This window comes from Paenibacillus phoenicis, assembly GCF_034718895.1.
Taxonomy (GTDB): Bacteria; Bacillota; Bacilli; order Paenibacillales; family Paenibacillaceae; genus Fontibacillus; species Fontibacillus phoenicis.
Window position 1 is genome coordinate 219,059 of sequence record NZ_JAYERP010000001.1, and the last position, 18,759, is coordinate 237,817.

At 54.0% G+C, this 18,759-nt stretch carries 19 protein-coding genes and 1 pseudogene; 14 read left to right on the forward strand and 6 right to left on the reverse strand.

Features of this window, described 5'->3' with window-relative positions; translation table 11 throughout:
* Positions 1-6 precede the first annotated feature (6 nt).
* Positions 7-501, forward strand: coding sequence for a ribosomal protein S18-alanine N-acetyltransferase (gene rimI / locus U9M73_RS00910; protein WP_323079036.1), 495 nt, complete (start codon positions 7-9; stop codon positions 499-501).
* Complete coding sequence (tsaD, locus tag U9M73_RS00915) at positions 495-1,535, forward strand: tRNA (adenosine(37)-N6)-threonylcarbamoyltransferase complex transferase subunit TsaD (protein ID WP_009226276.1); 1,041 nt, start codon at positions 495-497, stop codon at positions 1,533-1,535. Before rimI ends, tsaD begins: the two co-directional genes overlap by 7 nt.
* Before the next feature lie 77 nt (positions 1,536-1,612).
* On the opposite strand, the gene U9M73_RS00920 is transcribed toward tsaD, so the two are convergent.
* Both U9M73_RS00920 and U9M73_RS00925 read right to left on the reverse strand, forming a co-directional pair.
* Positions 1,613-2,092, reverse strand: a complete 480-nt coding sequence (locus tag U9M73_RS00920; RefSeq protein ID WP_009226277.1) for a bactofilin family protein — start codon at positions 2,090-2,092, stop codon at positions 1,613-1,615.
* 3 nt (positions 2,093-2,095) lie between these two features.
* Positions 2,096-3,115, reverse strand: a complete 1,020-nt coding sequence (locus U9M73_RS00925) for a M23 family metallopeptidase (protein WP_036646110.1) — start codon at positions 3,113-3,115, stop codon at positions 2,096-2,098.
* 220 nt (positions 3,116-3,335) lie between these two features.
* On the opposite strand from U9M73_RS00925, the gene U9M73_RS00930 reads away from it, so the two are divergent.
* The 4 genes and pseudogenes from U9M73_RS00930 to U9M73_RS00945 form a co-directional block, all read left to right on the forward strand.
* Positions 3,336-4,430 (forward strand): ParM/StbA family protein, encoded by a 1,095-nt coding sequence (locus U9M73_RS00930; RefSeq protein ID WP_157273502.1) that lies wholly within the window; start codon positions 3,336-3,338, stop codon positions 4,428-4,430.
* 335 nt (positions 4,431-4,765) lie between these two features.
* Entirely contained in the window at positions 4,766-4,969 is a 204-nt protein-coding gene (locus U9M73_RS00935; RefSeq protein ID WP_323075941.1) for a hypothetical protein, read from the forward strand.
* A gap of 29 nt (positions 4,970-4,998) precedes the next feature.
* The gene (locus U9M73_RS00940) at positions 4,999-5,805 is read left to right on the forward strand and encodes an AAC(3) family N-acetyltransferase (protein ID WP_036646140.1); all 807 of its coding nucleotides are present in this window, start codon (positions 4,999-5,001) and stop codon (positions 5,803-5,805) included.
* A 5-nt stretch (positions 5,806-5,810) separates the two neighbouring features.
* Positions 5,811-5,897 (forward strand): annotated as a pseudogene (locus U9M73_RS00945) (NAD(P)H-dependent oxidoreductase); the annotation flags it as partial.
* 199 nt (positions 5,898-6,096) lie between these two features.
* Here the strand turns inward: U9M73_RS00945 and U9M73_RS00950 are convergent.
* From U9M73_RS00950 to U9M73_RS00965, 4 genes are all read right to left on the reverse strand, one after another.
* Positions 6,097-6,447 (reverse strand): rhodanese-like domain-containing protein, encoded by a 351-nt coding sequence (locus tag U9M73_RS00950; protein ID WP_323075943.1) that lies wholly within the window; start codon positions 6,445-6,447, stop codon positions 6,097-6,099.
* A gap of 50 nt (positions 6,448-6,497) precedes the next feature.
* A complete protein-coding gene (cysK, locus tag U9M73_RS00955; protein ID WP_323075944.1) occupies positions 6,498-7,442 on the reverse strand; it encodes a cysteine synthase A in 945 nt (314 codons plus the stop codon).
* A 164-nt stretch (positions 7,443-7,606) separates the two neighbouring features.
* Positions 7,607-8,488: a hypothetical protein gene (locus U9M73_RS00960; protein WP_323075946.1), complete on the reverse strand. Its 882-nt coding sequence runs from the start codon at positions 8,486-8,488 to the stop codon at positions 7,607-7,609.
* A gap of 548 nt (positions 8,489-9,036) precedes the next feature.
* Positions 9,037-11,004, reverse strand: a complete 1,968-nt coding sequence (locus U9M73_RS00965) for an ABC-F family ATP-binding cassette domain-containing protein (protein ID WP_323075948.1) — start codon at positions 11,002-11,004, stop codon at positions 9,037-9,039.
* A gap of 264 nt (positions 11,005-11,268) precedes the next feature.
* Between U9M73_RS00965 and U9M73_RS00970 the strand changes: the two genes are divergently transcribed.
* The 8 genes from U9M73_RS00970 (at position 11,269) to U9M73_RS01005 (ending at position 18,752) form a co-directional block, all read left to right on the forward strand.
* Positions 11,269-11,946 carry a 5-formyltetrahydrofolate cyclo-ligase gene (locus U9M73_RS00970; protein WP_323075950.1) on the forward strand — a complete coding sequence of 226 codons (678 nt, stop codon included), beginning with the start codon at positions 11,269-11,271 and terminating at the stop codon, positions 11,944-11,946.
* On the forward strand, positions 11,933-12,397 hold the full coding sequence (moaC, locus tag U9M73_RS00975; protein WP_009226287.1) for a cyclic pyranopterin monophosphate synthase MoaC: 465 nt from the start codon (positions 11,933-11,935) through the stop codon (positions 12,395-12,397). Before U9M73_RS00970 ends, moaC begins: the two co-directional genes overlap by 14 nt.
* Before the next feature lie 134 nt (positions 12,398-12,531).
* Positions 12,532-13,017: a MogA/MoaB family molybdenum cofactor biosynthesis protein gene (locus tag U9M73_RS00980; RefSeq protein WP_009226288.1), complete on the forward strand. Its 486-nt coding sequence runs from the start codon at positions 12,532-12,534 to the stop codon at positions 13,015-13,017.
* Between the two features lie 164 nt (positions 13,018-13,181).
* Positions 13,182-13,403 carry a twin-arginine translocase TatA/TatE family subunit gene (locus U9M73_RS00985; RefSeq protein ID WP_036646116.1) on the forward strand — a complete coding sequence of 74 codons (222 nt, stop codon included), beginning with the start codon at positions 13,182-13,184 and terminating at the stop codon, positions 13,401-13,403.
* A gap of 107 nt (positions 13,404-13,510) precedes the next feature.
* Positions 13,511-14,269 carry a twin-arginine translocase subunit TatC gene (gene tatC, locus U9M73_RS00990; protein ID WP_260069899.1) on the forward strand — a complete coding sequence of 253 codons (759 nt, stop codon included), beginning with the start codon at positions 13,511-13,513 and terminating at the stop codon, positions 14,267-14,269.
* A gap of 1,292 nt (positions 14,270-15,561) precedes the next feature.
* Positions 15,562-15,843 carry a co-chaperone GroES gene (groES, locus tag U9M73_RS00995; protein ID WP_016313170.1) on the forward strand — a complete coding sequence of 94 codons (282 nt, stop codon included), beginning with the start codon at positions 15,562-15,564 and terminating at the stop codon, positions 15,841-15,843.
* Between the two features lie 57 nt (positions 15,844-15,900).
* Positions 15,901-17,520: a chaperonin GroEL gene (gene groL, locus U9M73_RS01000; protein ID WP_009226292.1), complete on the forward strand. Its 1,620-nt coding sequence runs from the start codon at positions 15,901-15,903 to the stop codon at positions 17,518-17,520.
* 242 nt (positions 17,521-17,762) lie between these two features.
* Positions 17,763-18,752: a Gfo/Idh/MocA family protein gene (locus U9M73_RS01005; RefSeq protein ID WP_260069893.1), complete on the forward strand. Its 990-nt coding sequence runs from the start codon at positions 17,763-17,765 to the stop codon at positions 18,750-18,752.
* Positions 18,753-18,759: the final 7 nt, after the last annotated feature.

Consider the following 18,759-nt stretch of genomic DNA (forward strand, 5'->3'; position numbering starts at 1 on the left):
GCGAAGCTGGAACAAGATATCGTATTTCGCAACATGACGCTGGCGGATCTGCCGGCCGTCATGGTGATCGAGCATGAATCGTTTACGCTCCCGTGGAGTGAGGAAGCGTTCCGCAACGAGTTAACACATAACCATTTTGCACGGTATCAAATCATGGAATATCGCGGCGAACCGATTGGGTATGCCGGGATGTGGACGATCCTCGATGAGGCCCATGTCACGAACATTGCTGTTCGTACCGCTTATCGCGGCCGCCATCTCGGGGAGAAGCTGCTGCGTCGGATGATGGACTGGGCCATTGAGCTGGGGATGGTCCGGATGACGCTGGAGGTGCGGGTGTCCAATATCGTTGCCCGCACGCTTTATGAGAAAATGGGCTTTACCCCGGCAGGCGTGCGAAAAGGGTATTATTCCGATAATCATGAAGATGCAATCATAATGTGGTGCGAGCTGCCAAGGTCGCAGTCGGAAACCGGGGAAGGAAGCGAAGGTTCGTGGTAAAGCAAGAGCAAGATGTGTATATTTTGGCGGTGGAAACGAGTTGTGACGAAACCTCGGCCGCCGTGGTGAAGAACGGGACGGAGGTTCTGTCCAACCTCATCGCCAGCCAGATCGAAACGCACCGGGCGTTTGGCGGCGTGGTGCCGGAGGTCGCTTCGCGCAAGCATGTCGAGAGCATTACGCGGATGCTGGAGGAAGCGGTGCAGGAGGCGGGAATTGCGCCGGAATCGCTGTCAGCGATCGCCGTGACGGAAGGGCCCGGCTTGGTTGGCGCGTTGCTCGTCGGCATTATGGCGGCCAAGAGCCTTGCTTTCGCATTGGACAAGCCGCTGATTGGCGTTCATCATATCGCCGGTCACATCTACGCCAATCGCTTGGAGGCGGAGATGTTGTATCCGTCCATGGCGCTGGTTGTCTCGGGTGGTCATACGGAGCTGGTGCTGATGGAGCGGGAAGGAAGCTTCCGCCTGCTCGGACGGACGCGCGATGATGCCGTTGGCGAGGCTTATGACAAGGTGGCCCGGGCGTTGGGCTTCCCCTATCCCGGAGGCCCCTTCGTGGACAAGCTCGCTGCAGAGGCGGAGGAAGCAGAGGAGCTGCCTCGGGCTTGGCTGGAGCCGGACTCTTACGACTTCAGCTTAAGCGGACTCAAATCGGCTGTACTAAACGCGGTGAACCAGCACAAGATGCGCGGCGAGGACGGCTACCAAGCGGCGATTGCCCGCGGATTCCAAGAGTCGGTGATCGAAGTGCTGGTGGAAAAAGCTGTCCGCGCCGTCAAGGCAACCGGCTCCCGCCAGCTGTTGCTTTGCGGGGGCGTCGCTGCCAATCGCGGGCTGCGCGCGGCGTTGACCGAGCGCTGTGAGCGCGAAGGCATCGCCTTGTTGATTCCTTCGCTGAAGTATTGCACCGACAACGCCGCGATGATTGGCGCAGCCGCCTACTTGAAATGGCGCAGCGGTGAATTTTCCGACCTGGAGCTGAAAGCCGAGCCTTCCCTTTCGCTGGAGGGCTGGTCTGTCGGCCAGGGTTAAGGTTCAAATCGGGCCCATCGCCCAAAACAAAAGGCCGGACAAACTGTCCGGCCTTTTTTCTTATTCGATTCCTGGTATCACCAGGTTTTATAAACGTCGTCGTTTTCCTGCTTGGCGTTATTTTTGGCAGGAGGGGTTATGTCGGAAGCAGCAACTGCAGCCGCAGTTTCTTTCAATGCCTCGTTGTCGACCTTGTCCGCTCCGCCCATTTTACTGGTCCCTTCAAACACGCTGCCTTCTTCAATGGAAAGGGAAGAGGCGACCATGTTCCCGAACAGCTTGCCTTTGGATGTGATCGATAGCTTGTTTTTCGCATGAACGTTGCCGTTGACGGTGCCGGCGATGATGATATTGCGGGCCAAAATATTAGAATGGACCACGCCCTTCTCCCCAACCGTCACATCGCCTTCGCATTCGATGTCGCCGGTGATTTGCCCTTCGATGCGCACGCCGGCGTCCGAGCGGATTTTTCCTTCAAAAATGCTGCCTTCCCCGATCAAAGTATCTGTCGTGTTCGGGTCCAGCTTCACGGATTTTGCATTATTCCTTAATTTCATGGATCACTCTTCCTCTCCGGGTTTTCTAAGGTAATTGGCCGGATCGACCGTACTGCCGTTCTTGACGACCTCAAAGTGCAGATGGGGTCCGGTGCTGCGGCCGGTGGAGCCTAGCTCCGCAATGATCTCGCCTTGTTTGACGGTGGCGCCAACCTTGGTCAAAATTTTGCTCAAATGCATATAGTTCGTTTTCAATCCCGAGGGATGGGAAATCGTGACATAGTTGCCGCGAGCGCTGGTGCGTCCGGTTTCGATGACCTTGCCGTTGGCTGCAGCATAAATGGGGTCGCCGATGCTCCCCCCGATATCCATTCCGGCATGCTTCGTTAACCGCCCGGTAAATGGATCTTCCCGTTCACCGTAATCGGAAGTGACCCGGGTGGAATCTGTAGGCCAATAGGTTGGCAAGATCGCCATCAGCGCCTTGTATTCCTCGACGGCCACTTTGGTCTGCTCCAGCCGCTGCTGTAAACCGGGCATCTCCTTCAGCGAGGTAGTAATGCTCTCCTTCGTCTCCTGAACCAAATTCGCGATGTCCTGATCGGTCAGCGGAATCGATTCTCCGCCAACTCCGCCTTCGTCAGCGAGGGAGGCCTTCGCCGGAGTGCTGGTAGCGGCTGCTGTTTTGTCCTTCGCTTTGCCGGCCCCACCGTTCGTTAGCGATTGAAGCTCGGCTTCCAATTGCTCCAGTTCGCTCATTTTCGATTCGATCGTTTTCGATTTTTCCGACAGTTCCATCAGCTCATTTAACAGCCGGTCAATCTCCTGCTCCTTGTTGACGACGGTGTTCCTGAACTGGTTCGACGAATCCGACAGCTGGGCTTCAAGCGTCCCAATCCGGTTCGTGTGGGTGCGGTTCATCGCATATAGGACCAATACCGAAGTGAGCAGCGCAGCTGCAGCGACCAGAATGGCCAATAAGTAGAAAAAGCGAAATTTTAAACGGAACACGGGGCTGGTACCTTCCGGTACAATGAGCAGTGTGTAGCGCCGGTTCACGTTTTTTTTGAATCGAAACTTCATTTCTTCCTCCTGATCATCTTGAGTTGAGCCTGTCATTATGTAGGACCAAGATCATATCTTTCTAATGCCAATACAACTATTTCGGCAAATTGTGGCAAATCCCTTTTTCATTTAAAAAAATTTTGTAACTATTTTCACGGGTAAAGCAGGAATTTGTCGAAGGGAAGCGAAATGAGAAATGATTGGAAATGTCTTATTTCCTAGATGTGAGGAGGTAATTATGATCAGAATTGCCGGAATCGACGTTGGCAATGACAGCGTTAAGGTAGTAGTTGACGGTTCGCAACGACCGATCATTATTCCGAGTATCGTTTCTCCCGGATATGATAGACATGTGCTGCAAGAAGAGGACTCTCCGCTGAAGGCGCTGGATGTTCGAGTCTATAGCCCTAAATTAAAGAGAAATAACCAGCGGTATTTCGTAGGCCTATTAGCGATGGAGGACCAGGACAACTCCGAACTGGAGGAAACGGACAACAAAGCGACCAGCGATCAGTCTCTGGTCGTGGCGCTGACGGCGTTAGCCTATGCGGCCCTTGCCGGACAAACCTATCCGACCACGGGAACCGGGATCGAAGAGGTGGAATACATTCTTGGTACCGGGTTGCCGGTACGCACTTATGTGGCCTTTCACAAAGCGTTCGAGGAGCGGTTAACCGGGGAGCACGAAGTGACGTTCCTGTCTACGCCGGAGCTGCGCGGGCGTACGGTGCGCATTAACATCCGCCGTACGATCGTTTCGGTCGAGGGGGCGGCTGCCCTGTTCCATTTGGCCACAAACGATACGCTACAAGTACGGAACGAAGAACTGCATAACGGCTGCATCGGGATTTGCGAGATCGGCGCCTTGACCACCGATTTCCCGGTGGTGAAGCGGATGAATATCGATAATCAGTTCAGTACCGGTGAGCAGTTTGGCCTCGCTACATATCTGGATTCGATTATCCGCGATGTTGAGGATCAGTTCGGTTATCGCTTCCCGAGCCGTACGAAGCTGATCGGGCGCATCCGCAACCGTGAGTTCATCATCCAAAGAGTAGGGGAAGGACAAGCGGACATCCGGCCAATTGTTGACATGTATTTTAGCCGGGCGGCCCAGAAGCTGGTCGATCTGATCCGCAAGCGGTGGAAGAAATACCCCGATATCGAATGCTTCTACGTGCTTGGCGGCGGCGCGGCAGCGCTGAAATCGTACCTGATCGAAGCGGCTGGCCCGATGCGTTTGCGGTTTGAAGAGAATAGCGAGATTCTGAACGTGCAGGGTTACTTGAAGCTGGCCAAGAACAAGGCAGGGCAACAACCTAACCCGGCGTAAAACTCCTAGTCATTGTCCCGGCGGTGTGTGTACCGCCGGATTTTTTTTGGTTTTGAAGCTCCTGGAACCGGTGATATTCTTTAAATTTAATCCTTCAGGTATAATAAGGAAAAACCGAAGGAGGCTGGGAGCCGTGAGCTACTAAAATACCTTTATTCGCGTGTCGGCTGATTGCCCCGTGGACCGCGGGATCGTCCCGGTGTCGACGAGAGCTGCGAAACCAGCCCATCTCATCCATCTCATTCAATATGAGCTGCCAGCTGGTTTGGATATACACAAGAGTCCTGATGGAGGGATCACAATGGGGAAAATGTTTGATTCGTTGTTGCCGGAGCATGAAGCGTTTTATTCGCCGGCAGCATCTCTTTTTTGTGGTCTCAGCACCGCTAAGTGCCGAGGGGCATGTTAATCTGTCGCCCAGAGGGGAAGATGCGCTTCGGATTCTGTTGCCTAACGAGGTTGCTTACTTGGATTTGACAGGCAGCGCGAACGAAACGGCAGCCCGTCAGCCTGGACGGCTTGCCGTCGTCGTTCGCTGAGTAGAGCAATATAGGAGAGATGAAACATGATGGAGGAAATTCAAGGGGAATTGTACACGGTGGAGACGATGCAGGCGGATTTGAGGGCTCTAGGCGTGAAGGAAGGAGTTACGCTGCTCGTCCATTCCTCGTTTAAAGCGTTAGGAAAGTGGGTGTGCGGCGGTCCTGCGGCGGTCGTCCTTGCTTTGGAGGCGGCGCTGGGCGAGCAAGGCACCTTGGTGATGCCAACCCATTCGAGCGACCTTGGGGATCCGGCCCGCTGGCAGAATCCGCCGGTGCCTCAGGCGTGGTGGGATACGATTCGCGAGCAGATGCCGGCCTACGATCCTGACCTGACCCCGCTATGGTATATGGGCGTCATCCCAGACACGTTTCGCCGGCAGAAGGGCACGATTCGCAGCGGTCATCCGCAGGTGTCGTTTGCAGCCAGAGGCCGAGAGGCCCTGAAGATCACGGCAGATCACGGCTTGGAGTTCGGGCTGGGTGAGCGCTCGCCGCTCGCGCGGATTTACGAGCTGCGCGGAGAGGTTTTGCTGCTTGGAGTAGGGCACGAGAACAATACGTCGATCCATTTGGCGGAGTGCCGGGCGAACTATCCAGGGAAGCAGACCTACACGGCCAAGGCGCCGTTGCTGGTGAATGGGGAAAGACGTTGGGTAGAGTTTACCGAGCTGGAGTACGATTCAGAGGATTTTGAGCGGCTGGGCGCCGACTTTGCGCGGGACACCGGGTTGGTGAAGCAGGGACAAGTAGCCGGGGCCACCGCGCTGCTGATGCCCCAACGGGAATTGGTAGATTATGCGGTAGGATGGTTGGAGCGCCACCGGGTTTCATAGGATACCGGATTGTGTTCCAGTTCCCATTTTATTGGTATAGCTGCCCACCTCTGCTGAAGAAGTGGTTTGACGATGTCCTGACTTTCGGCTTTCGTTGCTTACAGTGTCAAACATGCGAGTGAGGCGGATCTGGCACATGAAGCAGAAAAGGATGTGGAATTTATCCGGTCGCCAAGAGCCGTACTCGTCCATTGATTCTAAAATAAAGGGACAGCCTCGTAGAGCTTGGAAGCTCTCTCGGGACTGTCCCTATTGTATTGCTCGATGATGATGTTCCGCTGGATTCTGCGGTTAACGTGATGCATCCTCGTCGAATCCGTACTCGACCTCAAGGTCCCAACCAAGCATCCCGCCCAGAAAATTGTGAACCCGTTCAAAGCCCTGCGCCTGCAAGTAACGAGCTACCTCGTAGCTGCGTGAACCGCTGCGGCACACAAACACATATTCCTGCTTCGGATCGAGCTCATCCAGCCGGTCCGGAATTTCACCCATTGGGATTAATGGAATCCCGGGAATATGACCGGCTTCGTATTCAAACGGCTCGCGCACGTCGATTACGATCGTTTCGTTGGCGGGATCCTGAAGCAAGGCGTGCAGTTCGTCCTTATCGATATGGGAGATGCCTCCGATCATTTGGGGCATGGTATCAGTCCTCTTTTCCATAGAGTAGGATAGTAGATTACTTCTTTCGTTTAACCTTCGGCGCCTGTCGGCTCGTTAAAAATCCCCATGCTCAAGTATCTCTCCCCGGTATCCGGTGCGATGCATAATACGCGTTTGCCAGGGCCTAACCGTCTGGCTAATTGGATCCCCGCCCACACCGAAGCTCCGGACGACGGCCCAACTAAGATGCCCTCGCGAGCGGCCAAGCGCCGCGTCGTCTCCAGTGCATCTTCATCGCTGACTTGGACGATCTCGTCATAGATGGCGGTATTCAGCACCGGCGGGATAAACCCGGGGCTGGTTCCCACCAGCTTGTGCGGCCCCGGCTCTCCGCCGGACAGCACTGGCGAGCCTTGCGGCTCAACAACGGTGATATGGAGGTTTGGGATCTTACTTCGCAAATATTCCCCGGTCCCGGTAATCGTGCCGCCCGTGCCAGCCGTTGCGACAAACCCGTCGAGCCGGCCTTCCATTTGCTGCACGATCTCCGGCCCGGTGGTAAGCCGGTGAATTTCCGGATTCGCAGGGTTCTGGAACTGCTGCGGCATAAAGCTGCCGGGGATTTGGGCCAGCAGTTCTTTGGCTTTGGCGATCGCACCGGGCATCCGCTGCGCTGCAGGCGTCAACACGACTTCAGCTCCGTAAGCCTGCAGCAGGCGAATCCGTTCCTTCGTCATGTTGTCCGGCATGACCAGAATGATCCGATACCCTTTGGCTGCGGCGTTCATAGCCAGCCCAATGCCTGTATTCCCGCTGGTCGGCTCGATGATCGTGGCGCCGGGAGTGAGCAGACCTGCTTGTTCGGCCGTCCTGAGCATGTGGGCAGCCGCCCGGTCCTTGACGCTTCCGCTTGGATTGGCAAACTCCAGCTTGACGTATACGTCCGCATCCTGCGGTGAGACGAGCCGGTTTAATTTGACGACCGGAGTCTCGCCGATCAAGTCGGTGACGTTACGGACCGTTTTACGATTCATGGCGGTGTGGCCCCTCTCTCTTAAATTTAAAGTTATTTTATTATTCTACTCGGGAACCTCTTATGGTTTCAAGCAAGCGCCCCTTGGAGAGCAGAATAAAGCCGGGCAACCCAACGCGTGGGGCCCGGCAGAATAGGATCGAGCTGGATTTTCAGACCTTTGCGTTACCAAGTGGATAAAGCGGTCCGTTTCCAGGTGTCTTTCGCAACGCAGACGTAAATATAGTTTTCATCCCAGGCGATATCTCCGGGGTTCCCTGGAGCCTTGGAGGAAGCCGGCGTGCGGGACTCGCGGATACGGATGCTGTCCCCCTCGATGTCCAGGGCGCTTTGCGGATCCTCTGTGCCGATACCAACTTGGCCGTTCTCGCGTTTGACCGTAAGCGCGCTGTCGATCGCTTCTCCTTTATCCGAATAACGGATCAGGTTAAAATCCGCTCCGGCGTTGTTGCCGCTGAGCTCAGCGCTGTTGGCGCGCAGGCTCCAGAGCGGAGCCGTGGCATTATCCTTGCCGGTGACGGCGAATTGTACATCCCGATTACCTTCGCCGGCTACCCGCAAAATGCCGTCCATGACGTTGAAGTTGGACGAATGGGTGCGAATCTCTGCGACGTCAGTATCGTAAGGGATTTCCAGGCGGGTAAACAGCTGATCCTTATATTCCCCAGTCGGCGACATCGTGGTTTCGATCGAAATATGCTTATGATCATGTTGTTCCGGATTGTTCGCTTTATCATGCGAGATAATCGCCGTTTTGTCTTTGCCTTGCTCATCGGCCCAAGCGATTGCCGGTTTGGCGCGGTCTCCTGTCCATTGCAGACGGATCAGGTCGGACAGATGGCCTTCACTTTCGATCCATTGCTTATTCGTTGACAGATGGAGCCGTTCGTTTTCCGGAAGGGCCAGACCTCCGCCAGGCAGCTTGGATTCCGTAAAAGGGGAAGTCGTGGAAGAAGCGCCTTTGGATGTGCCAAGCATTTGGCATCCTCCCACAAAGATGAGGCTGACGCCCAGTGCGGCGATTGAAGCGCATTTGACAAATTTCATTCCATTCTCTCCTTTTCGGTGAATATTTGACGGCGAATGTGTTTTTTCGGCCGCAACTCTACTAGAGATCATAAAGATTTTAAAATACGCAGGGCAATAGGCATTTCGAATGGTTTCAAGAGGCGCAGCTGAGAGATCATCACGAAATGGAAGAAAAATGGGAAGGAAGCATCAGAAGCTTGGGATGGTTGTGAAGCAAAACATCAGCTTGGAGAAAGTTGAGGAGATAGACCTAAGACGAAAGTTTTGTCAAGTTGTGGACAAGCTTATCCACAACTTGTTAGCTATCTTTGTGAAAAAAGGATGAAAGCTTGGTGTACCAGTGAATTGAGCAGGTTTCAGAAAATGATTTGTTGTGTTTTCAGAAAACTGTGGATATTGTGAATAATTTAGTGGATAAAACTAGCATGCGACAAAAAACGACGATATCCCCGCGAAAAAACGGCCCAGCGGGCCGTCTTGAAGTTTTGTTGATTCTGCATAATGGGGATAAAGTTGTGAATAACTTGAACGAGAAAAAATGAACAATTGTTTAAAAAATTGTGACCTTACCCCTCGGCCAGCGCTTCCCATTCTTCATAGGCGGAGGAGAGCTGTTCTTTCCTACGGTCGATCCCGTCTTGCCGTTCTTGAACCGCCGTATAATCCTGATACACCTCGGGGAGGGCCAGTTCGTTTTCGAGCTCGGCGATTTCTTCCTCCAGCTTGGAGATCAGCGCCTCCAGCTGCTCGATGCGGCGTTGGCGGTTTCGCTCCTCCCGTTTGGCCTGCTTATCGGCTTCATAGGAAGCGGCGCCGGACTTGGCGGCAGGTGCCTCCGGCTCGGCTTGTTTTTGAGCGGAATTTACGGATGCTTTCGCGGTCCCGGCGTTCGTCTGATCGGCGGCGAGTTCGGCAAGCTCCTGTTTTTTTGCCAAATAATCATCATAATTACCCAGGAAATGTTCTGCACCGTTCGGATGCAGTTCGACAATCCGCTCGGCCATCTTGTTCAGGAAGTAACGGTCATGGGAAATGAACAGCAGCGTCCCGTCGTATTCGATTAATGCGGACTCCAGCACTTCCTTACTGAATAGGTCCAAATGGTTGGTCGGTTCGTCCAGGATCAGCACGTTGGCCTTTAACAGCATCAGCTTGGCCAGCGCAACCCGAGCTTTCTCACCGCCGCTTAACGCCGCTACCTTCTTGAGCACGTCGTCGCCGCTGAACAGGAAATTGCCCAGTACGCTGCGAATCCGGGCTTCTTCGATGTGGGGAAATGCGCCCCACACTTCCTCCAGCACGGTGTTGGCCGGGTTCAGATGCGTTTGCTCTTGGTCGTAATAACCGATCTTGACCTTAGCTCCCCAGGTGATGGTCCCATCCGTTGGCTGCAACTCGCCGGTCAGGATTTTCAGTAAAGTCGACTTCCCGATCCCGTTAGGTCCGATCAAGGCAACCGTTTCACCGCGGTACAGGTCGAAGTTAACGTTTTGGAATAACGGTTTGGATTTGTCCGCAAACGCGTAGGACAGGCCGTTGACGTGCAGCACTTCCTTGCCGGTCATCACTTCGGCCTCGAAGGAGAAGCTTGCGCGTTTCGGATCGCCGAGCGGTCGGTCCAGGATTTCCATCTTCTCCAACGCTTTGCGCCGGCTTTGCGCCCGCTTCGTTGTGGAAGCCCGAACGATGTTCTTCTGAATAAATGCCTCCATCCGGGCGATTTCATCCTGCTGTTTCTCATATTGCTTCAGCTGGCTTTCGTATTCCGCCGCCTTCAACTCGATATACCGGCTGTAGTTGCCCGTGTAGCGGCGCGATTGATGGCGTTCAATCTCTACGATAGCCGTGACAAGCCGGTCTAAGAAATAGCGGTCATGCGAAACGACCAGCAGGGCGCCGGAATAATTGCGCAAATAATCCTCGAGCCAGGTTAACGTTTCGATATCGAGATGGTTGGTTGGTTCGTCCAGCATTAGCAGGTCAGGAGCTTGGAGCAAAATCCGGGCAAGAGCGAGCCGGGTCTTCTGCCCGCCGCTTAACGTTGCGATAGGGGTGTCCGGCGCAAAATCGCCAAATCCCATGCCGTGCAGCACCATCCGGATGCGGGTTTCCATTTCATAGCCGCCGTGGTCTTTGAACCAATCGGATTTCAGCGCATAGCGGTCGAGCAATTCCTGGTGCGCTTTCTCATCCCGGGCCAGTTCCGGATCGGCAATCTGCTCCTCCATCCGGCGCAGCTCGCGTTCCGTTTCGATCAGCGGGGCGAACACGGCCAGCATCTCTTCCCAGATGGTGCGGTCCGATTGCAATCCGCTGTTTTGCGCCAAGTACCCGATCGTTGTCTCTTTGGCTTTGAAAATTTGTCCTCCGTCATAAGAGAGTTCGCCCGCCAAAATTTGCAGAAACGTCGATTTGCCCGCGCCGTTGACGCCTACGAGACCGATCCGGTCCCGTTCGAGCACCTGCAGATTAATGCCTTCCAGCACGGGGGTCACGCCGTACAATTTCGTAATGTTCGAAGCTTGAAGCAGCATAACGGTTTCGATCCTCCAAAAAAAGATTTGCAGTCTGTGCATGATAAATAGAACAGATTCGGTGAAACACGTACCTTCAGTGTACATGAAACCAACGCGAAATGCATCGCTGATTGCTTGAAAGTTCAGCTTTTGCAAAGTGGATGCTTTAGTTTTCATTTTGATATAACAATGATACACTAAGGAAGAGATCAGCCGGGTTCGTCCAAGCCTCTTGAACGAGGGCCGGCTAACGTGAGCCGGGAACGGAAAGGGAGGTTACACATGGAGCCAGCGGATGCCAAAAAGGAGCTGCGCCAGCAAATGCTGGCGGTTCGCGCTCAAATCCCGGACGCTTCCCGGTCAGAACAATCACTGGCTGCCAGCCGGATCGCGGAGCTGGAGGTGCTAAAGCCCTTGCGGGCACGGCGCGGCGGGAAGCTGAACGTGTTCTGCTATGTTTCTTTCCGGTACGAGCCGGATACTCGGCCTTTACTGGCCAGCTGCCAGGCCCAAGGGGACCGGTTGCTTGTGCCGAAGATTGGTGCACAGCGGAGCCTAACCTTGCATGAGTTGACGGGGATGGCTGACTTAGTACCTGGCACCTGGGGAATTCCGGAGCCGGCAGCGCATACGGCCATTTGGCCTCCCGAGCGCTACCCCGAGATCGACGTCATTGTGGTTCCGGGGCTGGCTTTTGACCCGAAGGGGGGGCGCATTGGATTTGGCGGCGGGTATTACGATCGCCTGATCGACGAATTGTCCCGTCGCAGCGGCGGCTTAAGTCAGGTCGTCCTAGGCGCCCTCGCCTTGGAGGAGCTGATCCTGCCGGAGGCGATTCCGATGGAATCGCATGACTTCCGTTTGGATCTGCTGTTTACGGCAAAAGGAACGATATATATGAAGGAAAGTAGTGATAAGCTTGGCAAACTCGGAATCAGGGCAAGGCATGACGCATTTTAATGAACAAGGACGCGCCCGCATGGTGGACATTTCCGGGAAATCGGCGACCGTCCGCGAAGCCGTGGCGGAGACGAAAATCTCCATGCTTCCATCAACCCTCGAGGCAATTAAGGAAGGGCGGATCGGCAAAGGGGATGTGCTGGCCGTAGCCCAGGTCGCGGGGATTCAAGGGGCCAAGCGGACGTCCGATTGGATTCCGATGTGTCACCCGCTTGCGCTCACCGGCGTCAACATTACGTTTGACGATAACGGCCGGGACGAGCTGTATATTGAAGCCACGGTGAAGACGGAAGGTAAAACCGGCGTGGAGATGGAGGCGCTCACCGCAGTGTCTGCCGCGGCGCTGACCGTGTATGACATGTGCAAAGCGATGCAAAAGGACATGGTCATCGGTCCGACGCTGCTGCGCTCGAAGTCAGGCGGCAAAAGCGGGGATTACGTGCGTTCGTAATATTTGCGGCGGCTGCTGGATTTTGATATAGATAAAGAAGATAGTTTGCAGTTGGAAATCAGCATGAATCGACATGATCCGGCATTACGTTGGACTTCAAAGGGAGTTCCTATATGGATGAGGAGGGTGACTTCATGGTTTGGAAAACAGCGATCCTTACCGCCAGCGACAAAGGAGCAAGGGGAGAACGTGAAGATACGAGCGCCCAAGTAATCCGTGAGCTGGTGGAGGAGGAATTGGGCGGCGAGATCGTGGAATATCGGATCGTCCCCGATGAACCGGATGAAATTATCGCCGCACTGATTGAAATGACCGATTATTTTCACGCTGATTTGGTGCTGACAACGGGGGGGACGGAGCTGGCGATTCGGGACGTGACGCCGGAAGCCACAAGGCGGGTGATCGAACGTGAAGTGCCCGGGATGGCGGAGGCCATGAGGTACCGGTTGATGCAGAAGAACCCTGCGGCGATGCTGTTTCGGGGAATCGTCGGCATTCGCGGACGGACGCTGATCGTGAATTTGCCGGGAACGCCCAAAGGCGTGCACGAAAATTTGGCAGCGATCATGGATCAACTGCCGGAAGCGTTGCTGATGGTGACGGGGCAATTCCGTTTATAATTCGATTTTCGTTTACACATTTACGGGCTTTATTTTTCTACTACTTCGCGAAGTTGTTAAAGAAATAGACTGTAACTGTGATATTCGTTATGGTATGATGTGGGCGAGTGATTTTATCGGAAGACCTTGTCGATTTCTATGCCGTAACGAAAGGAGAATTACCCATGAGCGCAGGCGGATTTTTGTTGATTGTGATCGCGGCGTTGCTGCTATTTGGTCCAAATAAATTACCTGATCTGGGGCGGGCGGTTGGACGCACGTTCCGTGAATTCAAAGAGGCGACCCGGGATATTGTGGATGATCAGCCGGAAGCCAGAAGAGCGGAACCCGCACCGCAACCGCAGGCAGAGGGCCCCAAACCGGACGACCGCCGTCTTCCCGAATAACCGGGAGCAGCAAGTCAGTTGCATAGGCGTAACCTTGATCCCTTCCTTAGCGGAGGGATTTTGCTTGAGATGGGACGGGAAGCCCGGCGGGGAAAGGAGAACCTGAGATGTCGGAGAAAGACAAAGCGCAAAGTCTCGTAGATCATTTGACAGAACTGCGGCGGCGATTGGTAGCGGTTTGCATCGTGTTTGTCGTGGTGCTGGTGGCGGCATTTTTCGTCGTCGATCCGATCTACCACTTTTTGACGAGAAACGCCATATCCGGCGTGACCATCGAATTAAACGCTTTTTCGTTCTGGGACGGCGTTGGCGTGTATATGAAAATTGCGATGCTGGTTGCATTTGGGATCACGCTGCCCTTTACGTTATACCAGGTGTGGGCGTTTGTCAGCCCTGGCCTGAAGCCCCAGGAACGCAGAGCGACCGCGAAGTACATCCCTTATGTGTTCGTCTTTTTCCTGGCGGGCCTAGCCTTTGGTTATTACGTGGTGTTCCCGCTGGCGATGACGTTTACCGGTTCGCTGAACAAGGAGCTGGGACTCGTCGAGACCTACGGAATGGCTGACTATTTCAAATTTCTGACCAACATCGTGTTGCCGATTTCGTTGTTGTTCGAGCTGCCGTTGATCATTTTGTTTCTAACGCAGCTGCGAATCTTAACGCCGCTTCGGCTGAAGAAGATGCGCCGGGTCGCGTATTTCGCGCTGGTGGTCATCTCGGTGATGATCACGCCGGCGGACTTGTTCTCCGCCTTCCTGGTGCTGATCCCGCTCATTCTGCTTTACGAGCTGAGCGTGCTCTTGTCCAAGCGGGTTTATGCGAAGCAGCAGGCGGTGGATGCGGTACGGGCGGAAATCTATAAATGAGAGAACGCGCCTTCGCGTAAGCGGGGCGCGTTTTTCTTTTGCCCGCTGGAGGCTTTGGCGCTGGGGTTCGTGTGGACCGCAGTTGTAGAGGTGGAGTCGCCGCTCAGCCGCTGTTGTCCGCTCTTTGCCCTGATTGGAGCGAAGAGAAGGTGGTAGCAAATGGCTCCCAAAGCACTAGCGTTGCAATAAAACGCGTTACAAAGTCATGTCAGTCCCGGTGCGGGTTTGCTGTTGCGGTGAGCGAGTGCTGTCACGTGAGCAAGCCACTGTAACTTGAGCGAGCCACTGCCATGTGAGCGAGTCGATCTCGCGGTGAGGGGGTCGCTGACTCGGTGAGGGAACTTGTGTGCGTTGATGGGCTCCGGCGAACACCGTTGAGGCGAACCTGCGCTCTAACGCTTGCCAGCAACGCTATTGGGCCCAAAACGGCAGCGTAGAGAATCTAACGCTTATGAGAGAGCTTATTTGCCCGTTTCGCCCTCGAAACGGGGCCCTTTGGTGCAAATAAGCTCGCTGACAAGCGTTAGAATTGAAATCCCCCTCATTTGGTCCAAATAAGCGCTGTGGCAAGCGTTAGCCGGAACTGTTCACGTCGCCCGGTGGGTTAGGAGCAGGAGCGCAGTTAGGCGCAATGAAGAGGAGACGTAGTATTAAGAGCAGTTAGAAGTAGTTAGGAGTAACTATGAACAGTTAAAAGTAACTTGCGCGACGGCAGCGTCAATAGTTGGCAACAGGGAACTCGCGGAGTAACTAAATTAGCGACCCCAGAGTCACTTGCGGAACAACAACAGTAGAACTGCAGCAGTAGTGACAGTAGTGACTGTGGCAACAACAGCAGCGACAGCCGAGACACCTGCAGCAACAGCGAACCTGCGCTCTAACGCTTGCCAGCAACGCTATTGGGCCCAAAACGGGGGCGTTGTGAATCTAACGCTTATGGGGGCTACAAACTCGACCTTTTCGCCGCCCAAACTCCCAAAGGCGGACGTAAACGCTGCTCGGCGACTTCCCCACTTTTTATGCGGCCCCAAGCCCCGGCACCAGGCCGCCGTAATCCTGCGGGCCATGCTCGTCCATTCCTTCGGAATATTTATCCAAGCTCAAGGATACAATGAGGAAGGCGCGCACTTCATCCCATGAAACAAAGAAAAAAATTTGTACAAAGGAACTTGAAATCTATTCGCAACTTGAGTAATATAAAAGTGGTTGTTAGCACTTAGGATGATTGAGTGCTAACATATATAACAACATCTACACATAACACCACATATTTAAAAGGAGGCTGTTTTTTCATGATCAAACCTTTAGGTGAACGCGTTCTCGTGCAACCGATCGAGCAAGAGGAGACAACGGCATTTGGCATCGTGCTTCCAGACACAGCCAAAGAAAAACCGCAGGAAGGTAAAGTCATCGCCGTTGGCAGCGGAACTTTGAAAGATGGCGTCCGCGTTCCGTTGGAAGTTAAAGAAGGTGACCGCGTTATTTTCTCCAAATATGCTGGCACTGAAGTGAAATATGAAGGCAAAGAATATTTGATTATGAAAGAAAGCGACATCCACGCGATCATCGGCTAATCCGCCGATTCGTATCCGAACGAATATCTACACAACTATATGGGAGGTAATTGAACAATGGCAAAAGAGATTAAATTCAGTGAAGACGCCCGCCACGCGATGCTCCGTGGGGTTGACGCTTTGGCAAACGCAGTAAAAGTAACGCTCGGTCCGAAAGGCCGCAACGTTGTGCTGGAAAAGAAATTCGGCAGCCCGCTCATCACCAATGACGGCGTAACGATCGCAAAAGAAATCGAACTGGACAACGCCTTCGAAAACATGGGCGCTCAGCTCGTCAAAGAAGTTGCGACGAAAACAAATGACGTAGCCGGTGACGGTACGACAACGGCAACGGTTCTGGCGCAAGCGCTGATCCGTGAAGGTCTGAAGAACGTTACTGCCGGCGCTAGCCCAATCGGCCTGCGTAAAGGGATCGACAAAGCGGTTCGCGCTGCAGTCGAAGAACTGAAGAAGATCTCCAAAACGATCGAAGGCAAACAATCGATTGCTCAAGTTGCTGCAATCTCCGCTGCTGACGAAGAAGTTGGCGAACTGATCGCTGAAGCAATGGAGAAAGTAGGTAAAGACGGCGTAATCACGGTTGAAGAATCCCGTGGGTTCGCAACCGAGCTTGAAGTGGTTGAAGGGATGCAATTTGACCGCGGTTATGTATCTCCTTACATGATTACGGATACGGACAAAATGGAAGCCGTACTTGAAAATCCATACATCCTGATCACCGACAAGAAGATCAGCAGCACGCAAGAAATCTTGCCAATTCTGGAGAAAATCGTACAACAATCCAGACCGCTGCTCATCATTGCCGAGGACATCGAAGGCGAAGCTCAAGCCATGCTGATCGTGAACAAACTGCGCGGTACGTTCAGCGCGGTAGCTGTTAAAGCTCCTGGCTTCGGCGACCGTCGCGAAGCGATGCTGCAAGATATCGCTGCTCTGACTGGTGCCCAAGTGATCACTGAGAAACTGGGTCTGGATCTGAAGAGCACGACGATTGAGCAACTGGGTAACGCACGTCAAGTTATCGTTACGAAAGAAAATACGACGATCGTGGACGGCAGCGGCGACAAAGCCGACATCCAAGCTCGCGTCAACCAAATCCGTGCGCAACTGGAAGAAACCACTTCCGAGTTCGACAAAGAAAAACTGCAAGAACGTCTGGCTAAACTGGCTGGCGGCGTAGCAGTCATCAAAGTCGGCGCAGCTACGGAAACTGAACTGAAAGAACGCAAACTGCGCATCGAAGACGCGCTGAACGCTACGCGTGCAGCCGTTGAGGAAGGTATCGTATCCGGTGGCGGCGTTGCCCTCGTGAACGTATACAACGCAGTAGCTGCTGTTGAAGCAACTGGCGACGAAAAAACGGGTGTCAACATCGTGCTTCGCGCTCTGGAAGAGCCGGTTCGTACGATCGCTGCAAACGCTGGCGAAGAAGGCTCCGTTATCGTGGATCGCCTGAAGAAAGAACCAGTCGGCATCGGCTACAACGCGGCTACTGGCGAATGGGTGAACATGATCGAAGCAGGTATCGTTGACCCTGCGAAAGTTACTCGTTCCGCATTGCAACACGCAGCTTCCGTTGCAGGCCTGTTCCTGACAACTGAAGCGGTGATCGCTGACAAACCAGAACCAGAAAAACCAGCTGGTCCAGACATGGGCGGAATGGGCGGCATGATGTAAGATAGGCTGTAAAGCCTAACCTATAGAGGTCTCTCTTTTGGGAGGCCTCTTTTCTTTTTTCATTATTATATGCAAATGAACACTCAGTGTAGATTAGAGCAGGAGCGAATCCACCAATATCCTCATGTCGTCAATTTGTAGTTCAAATGGCACGAAAGCTCATTATAATGGCTATAAAAGTTGTGTAATCTGTCTATGTTGTCGTATATTTTAAGTCAAATACCAAGGAGGATTACTAACGAATGATTCGCATTGGCAAAATCAGCTATTGGCACGTTCATGCAGAAGATTACACGAAGCAGGCACTAGAGCATCCGGAGACGGAGCTGGCCGCGATCTGGGATGAACTTCCCGAACGCGGGCAGGCCAAAGCGGCGCAGTACGGAGTACCGTATTATGCCTCGCTGGATGAGATGCTCGCGCAGGACGACATCGATGCGGTCATCGTGGATGCACCAACGAATATGCATCGTGAGGTCATGGTGAAGGCGGCGGAGGCGGGCAAGCATATTTTCACGGAGAAAGTGATCGCTCCTACGGCGAAGGAAGTATCGGACATTCTTGCTGCGGTTCGAAAAGCAGGGGTGAAGCTGATGGTTTCCCTGCCGCGCCTGTACGACGGCTATACGCAGACGATTGACCGCGTGCTTCAAGGCGGCAAGCTCGGCAAGCTAACCATGGCGCGGGTGCGGCTGTCGCATAACGGCGCGACCGCGAACTGGCTGCCCGAGCACTTCTTCTCGAAGGAGCAGTGCGGCGGCGGCGCCCTCATTGACTTGGGTTGCCATCCGATGTACCTGGTACGGCGTTTTTTGGGTATGCCCGAAAGTGTAAGTGCGAATTTCGGTTATGTGACGGGCAAGGAAGTCGAAGACAATGCCGTAGCCATCCTGCGTTATGCGGAAGGCGCGCTTGGCATCGCCGAAGCGGGCTTCGTGAACAGCCACTCGCCGTTCTCCATCGAGCTTCACGGAACGGAAGGCACGCTGCTGTACGGGTTCCCGGATGAGGTTCCTGTCGTTCGTTACAACGGCGGGAGCGGACAATGGGAGAAGCTGGCGCTGGAGGACCGATTACCTTATGCGTTCAGCCAATGGGTGGAACATATCAAGCAAGGCACCGAGGCGACGGAAAACATCGCAGCGGCTGTCGATCTGACCAAACTCATGGAAGCTGCGAATCGCTCAGTGGCGGAAGGCCGCCCGATCCGGATCGACGAGCTGGCGGAATAATAACGGA

What these genes read in the sequence shown, in the direction of transcription:
- U9M73_RS00920 (WP_009226277.1), bottom strand. Translation starts at nt 2,092, where the DNA reads ATGAAATTAAGGAATAATGCAAAATCCGTGAAGCTGGACCCGAACACG.
- U9M73_RS00925 (WP_036646110.1), bottom strand. Translation starts at nt 3,115, where the DNA reads ATGAAGTTTCGATTCAAAAAAAACGTGAACCGGCGCTACACACTGCTC.
- U9M73_RS00930 (WP_157273502.1), top strand. Translation starts at nt 3,336, where the DNA reads ATGATCAGAATTGCCGGAATCGACGTTGGCAATGACAGCGTTAAGGTA.
- U9M73_RS00935 (WP_323075941.1), top strand. Translation starts at nt 4,766, where the DNA reads ATGAAGCGTTTTATTCGCCGGCAGCATCTCTTTTTTGTGGTCTCAGCA.
- U9M73_RS00940 (WP_036646140.1), top strand. Translation starts at nt 4,999, where the DNA reads ATGGAGGAAATTCAAGGGGAATTGTACACGGTGGAGACGATGCAGGCG.
- U9M73_RS00950 (WP_323075943.1), bottom strand. Translation starts at nt 6,447, where the DNA reads ATGCCCCAAATGATCGGAGGCATCTCCCATATCGATAAGGACGAACTG.
- cysK (WP_323075944.1), bottom strand. Translation starts at nt 7,442, where the DNA reads ATGAATCGTAAAACGGTCCGTAACGTCACCGACTTGATCGGCGAGACT.
- U9M73_RS00960 (WP_323075946.1), bottom strand. Translation starts at nt 8,488, where the DNA reads ATGAAATTTGTCAAATGCGCTTCAATCGCCGCACTGGGCGTCAGCCTC.
- U9M73_RS00965 (WP_323075948.1), bottom strand. Translation starts at nt 11,004, where the DNA reads ATGCTGCTTCAAGCTTCGAACATTACGAAATTGTACGGCGTGACCCCC.
- U9M73_RS00970 (WP_323075950.1), top strand. Translation starts at nt 11,269, where the DNA reads ATGGAGCCAGCGGATGCCAAAAAGGAGCTGCGCCAGCAAATGCTGGCG.
- moaC (WP_009226287.1), top strand. Translation starts at nt 11,933, where the DNA reads ATGACGCATTTTAATGAACAAGGACGCGCCCGCATGGTGGACATTTCC.
- U9M73_RS00980 (WP_009226288.1), top strand. Translation starts at nt 12,532, where the DNA reads ATGGTTTGGAAAACAGCGATCCTTACCGCCAGCGACAAAGGAGCAAGG.
- U9M73_RS00985 (WP_036646116.1), top strand. Translation starts at nt 13,182, where the DNA reads ATGAGCGCAGGCGGATTTTTGTTGATTGTGATCGCGGCGTTGCTGCTA.
- tatC (WP_260069899.1), top strand. Translation starts at nt 13,511, where the DNA reads ATGTCGGAGAAAGACAAAGCGCAAAGTCTCGTAGATCATTTGACAGAA.
- groES (WP_016313170.1), top strand. Translation starts at nt 15,562, where the DNA reads ATGATCAAACCTTTAGGTGAACGCGTTCTCGTGCAACCGATCGAGCAA.
- groL (WP_009226292.1), top strand. Translation starts at nt 15,901, where the DNA reads ATGGCAAAAGAGATTAAATTCAGTGAAGACGCCCGCCACGCGATGCTC.
- U9M73_RS01005 (WP_260069893.1), top strand. Translation starts at nt 17,763, where the DNA reads ATGATTCGCATTGGCAAAATCAGCTATTGGCACGTTCATGCAGAAGAT.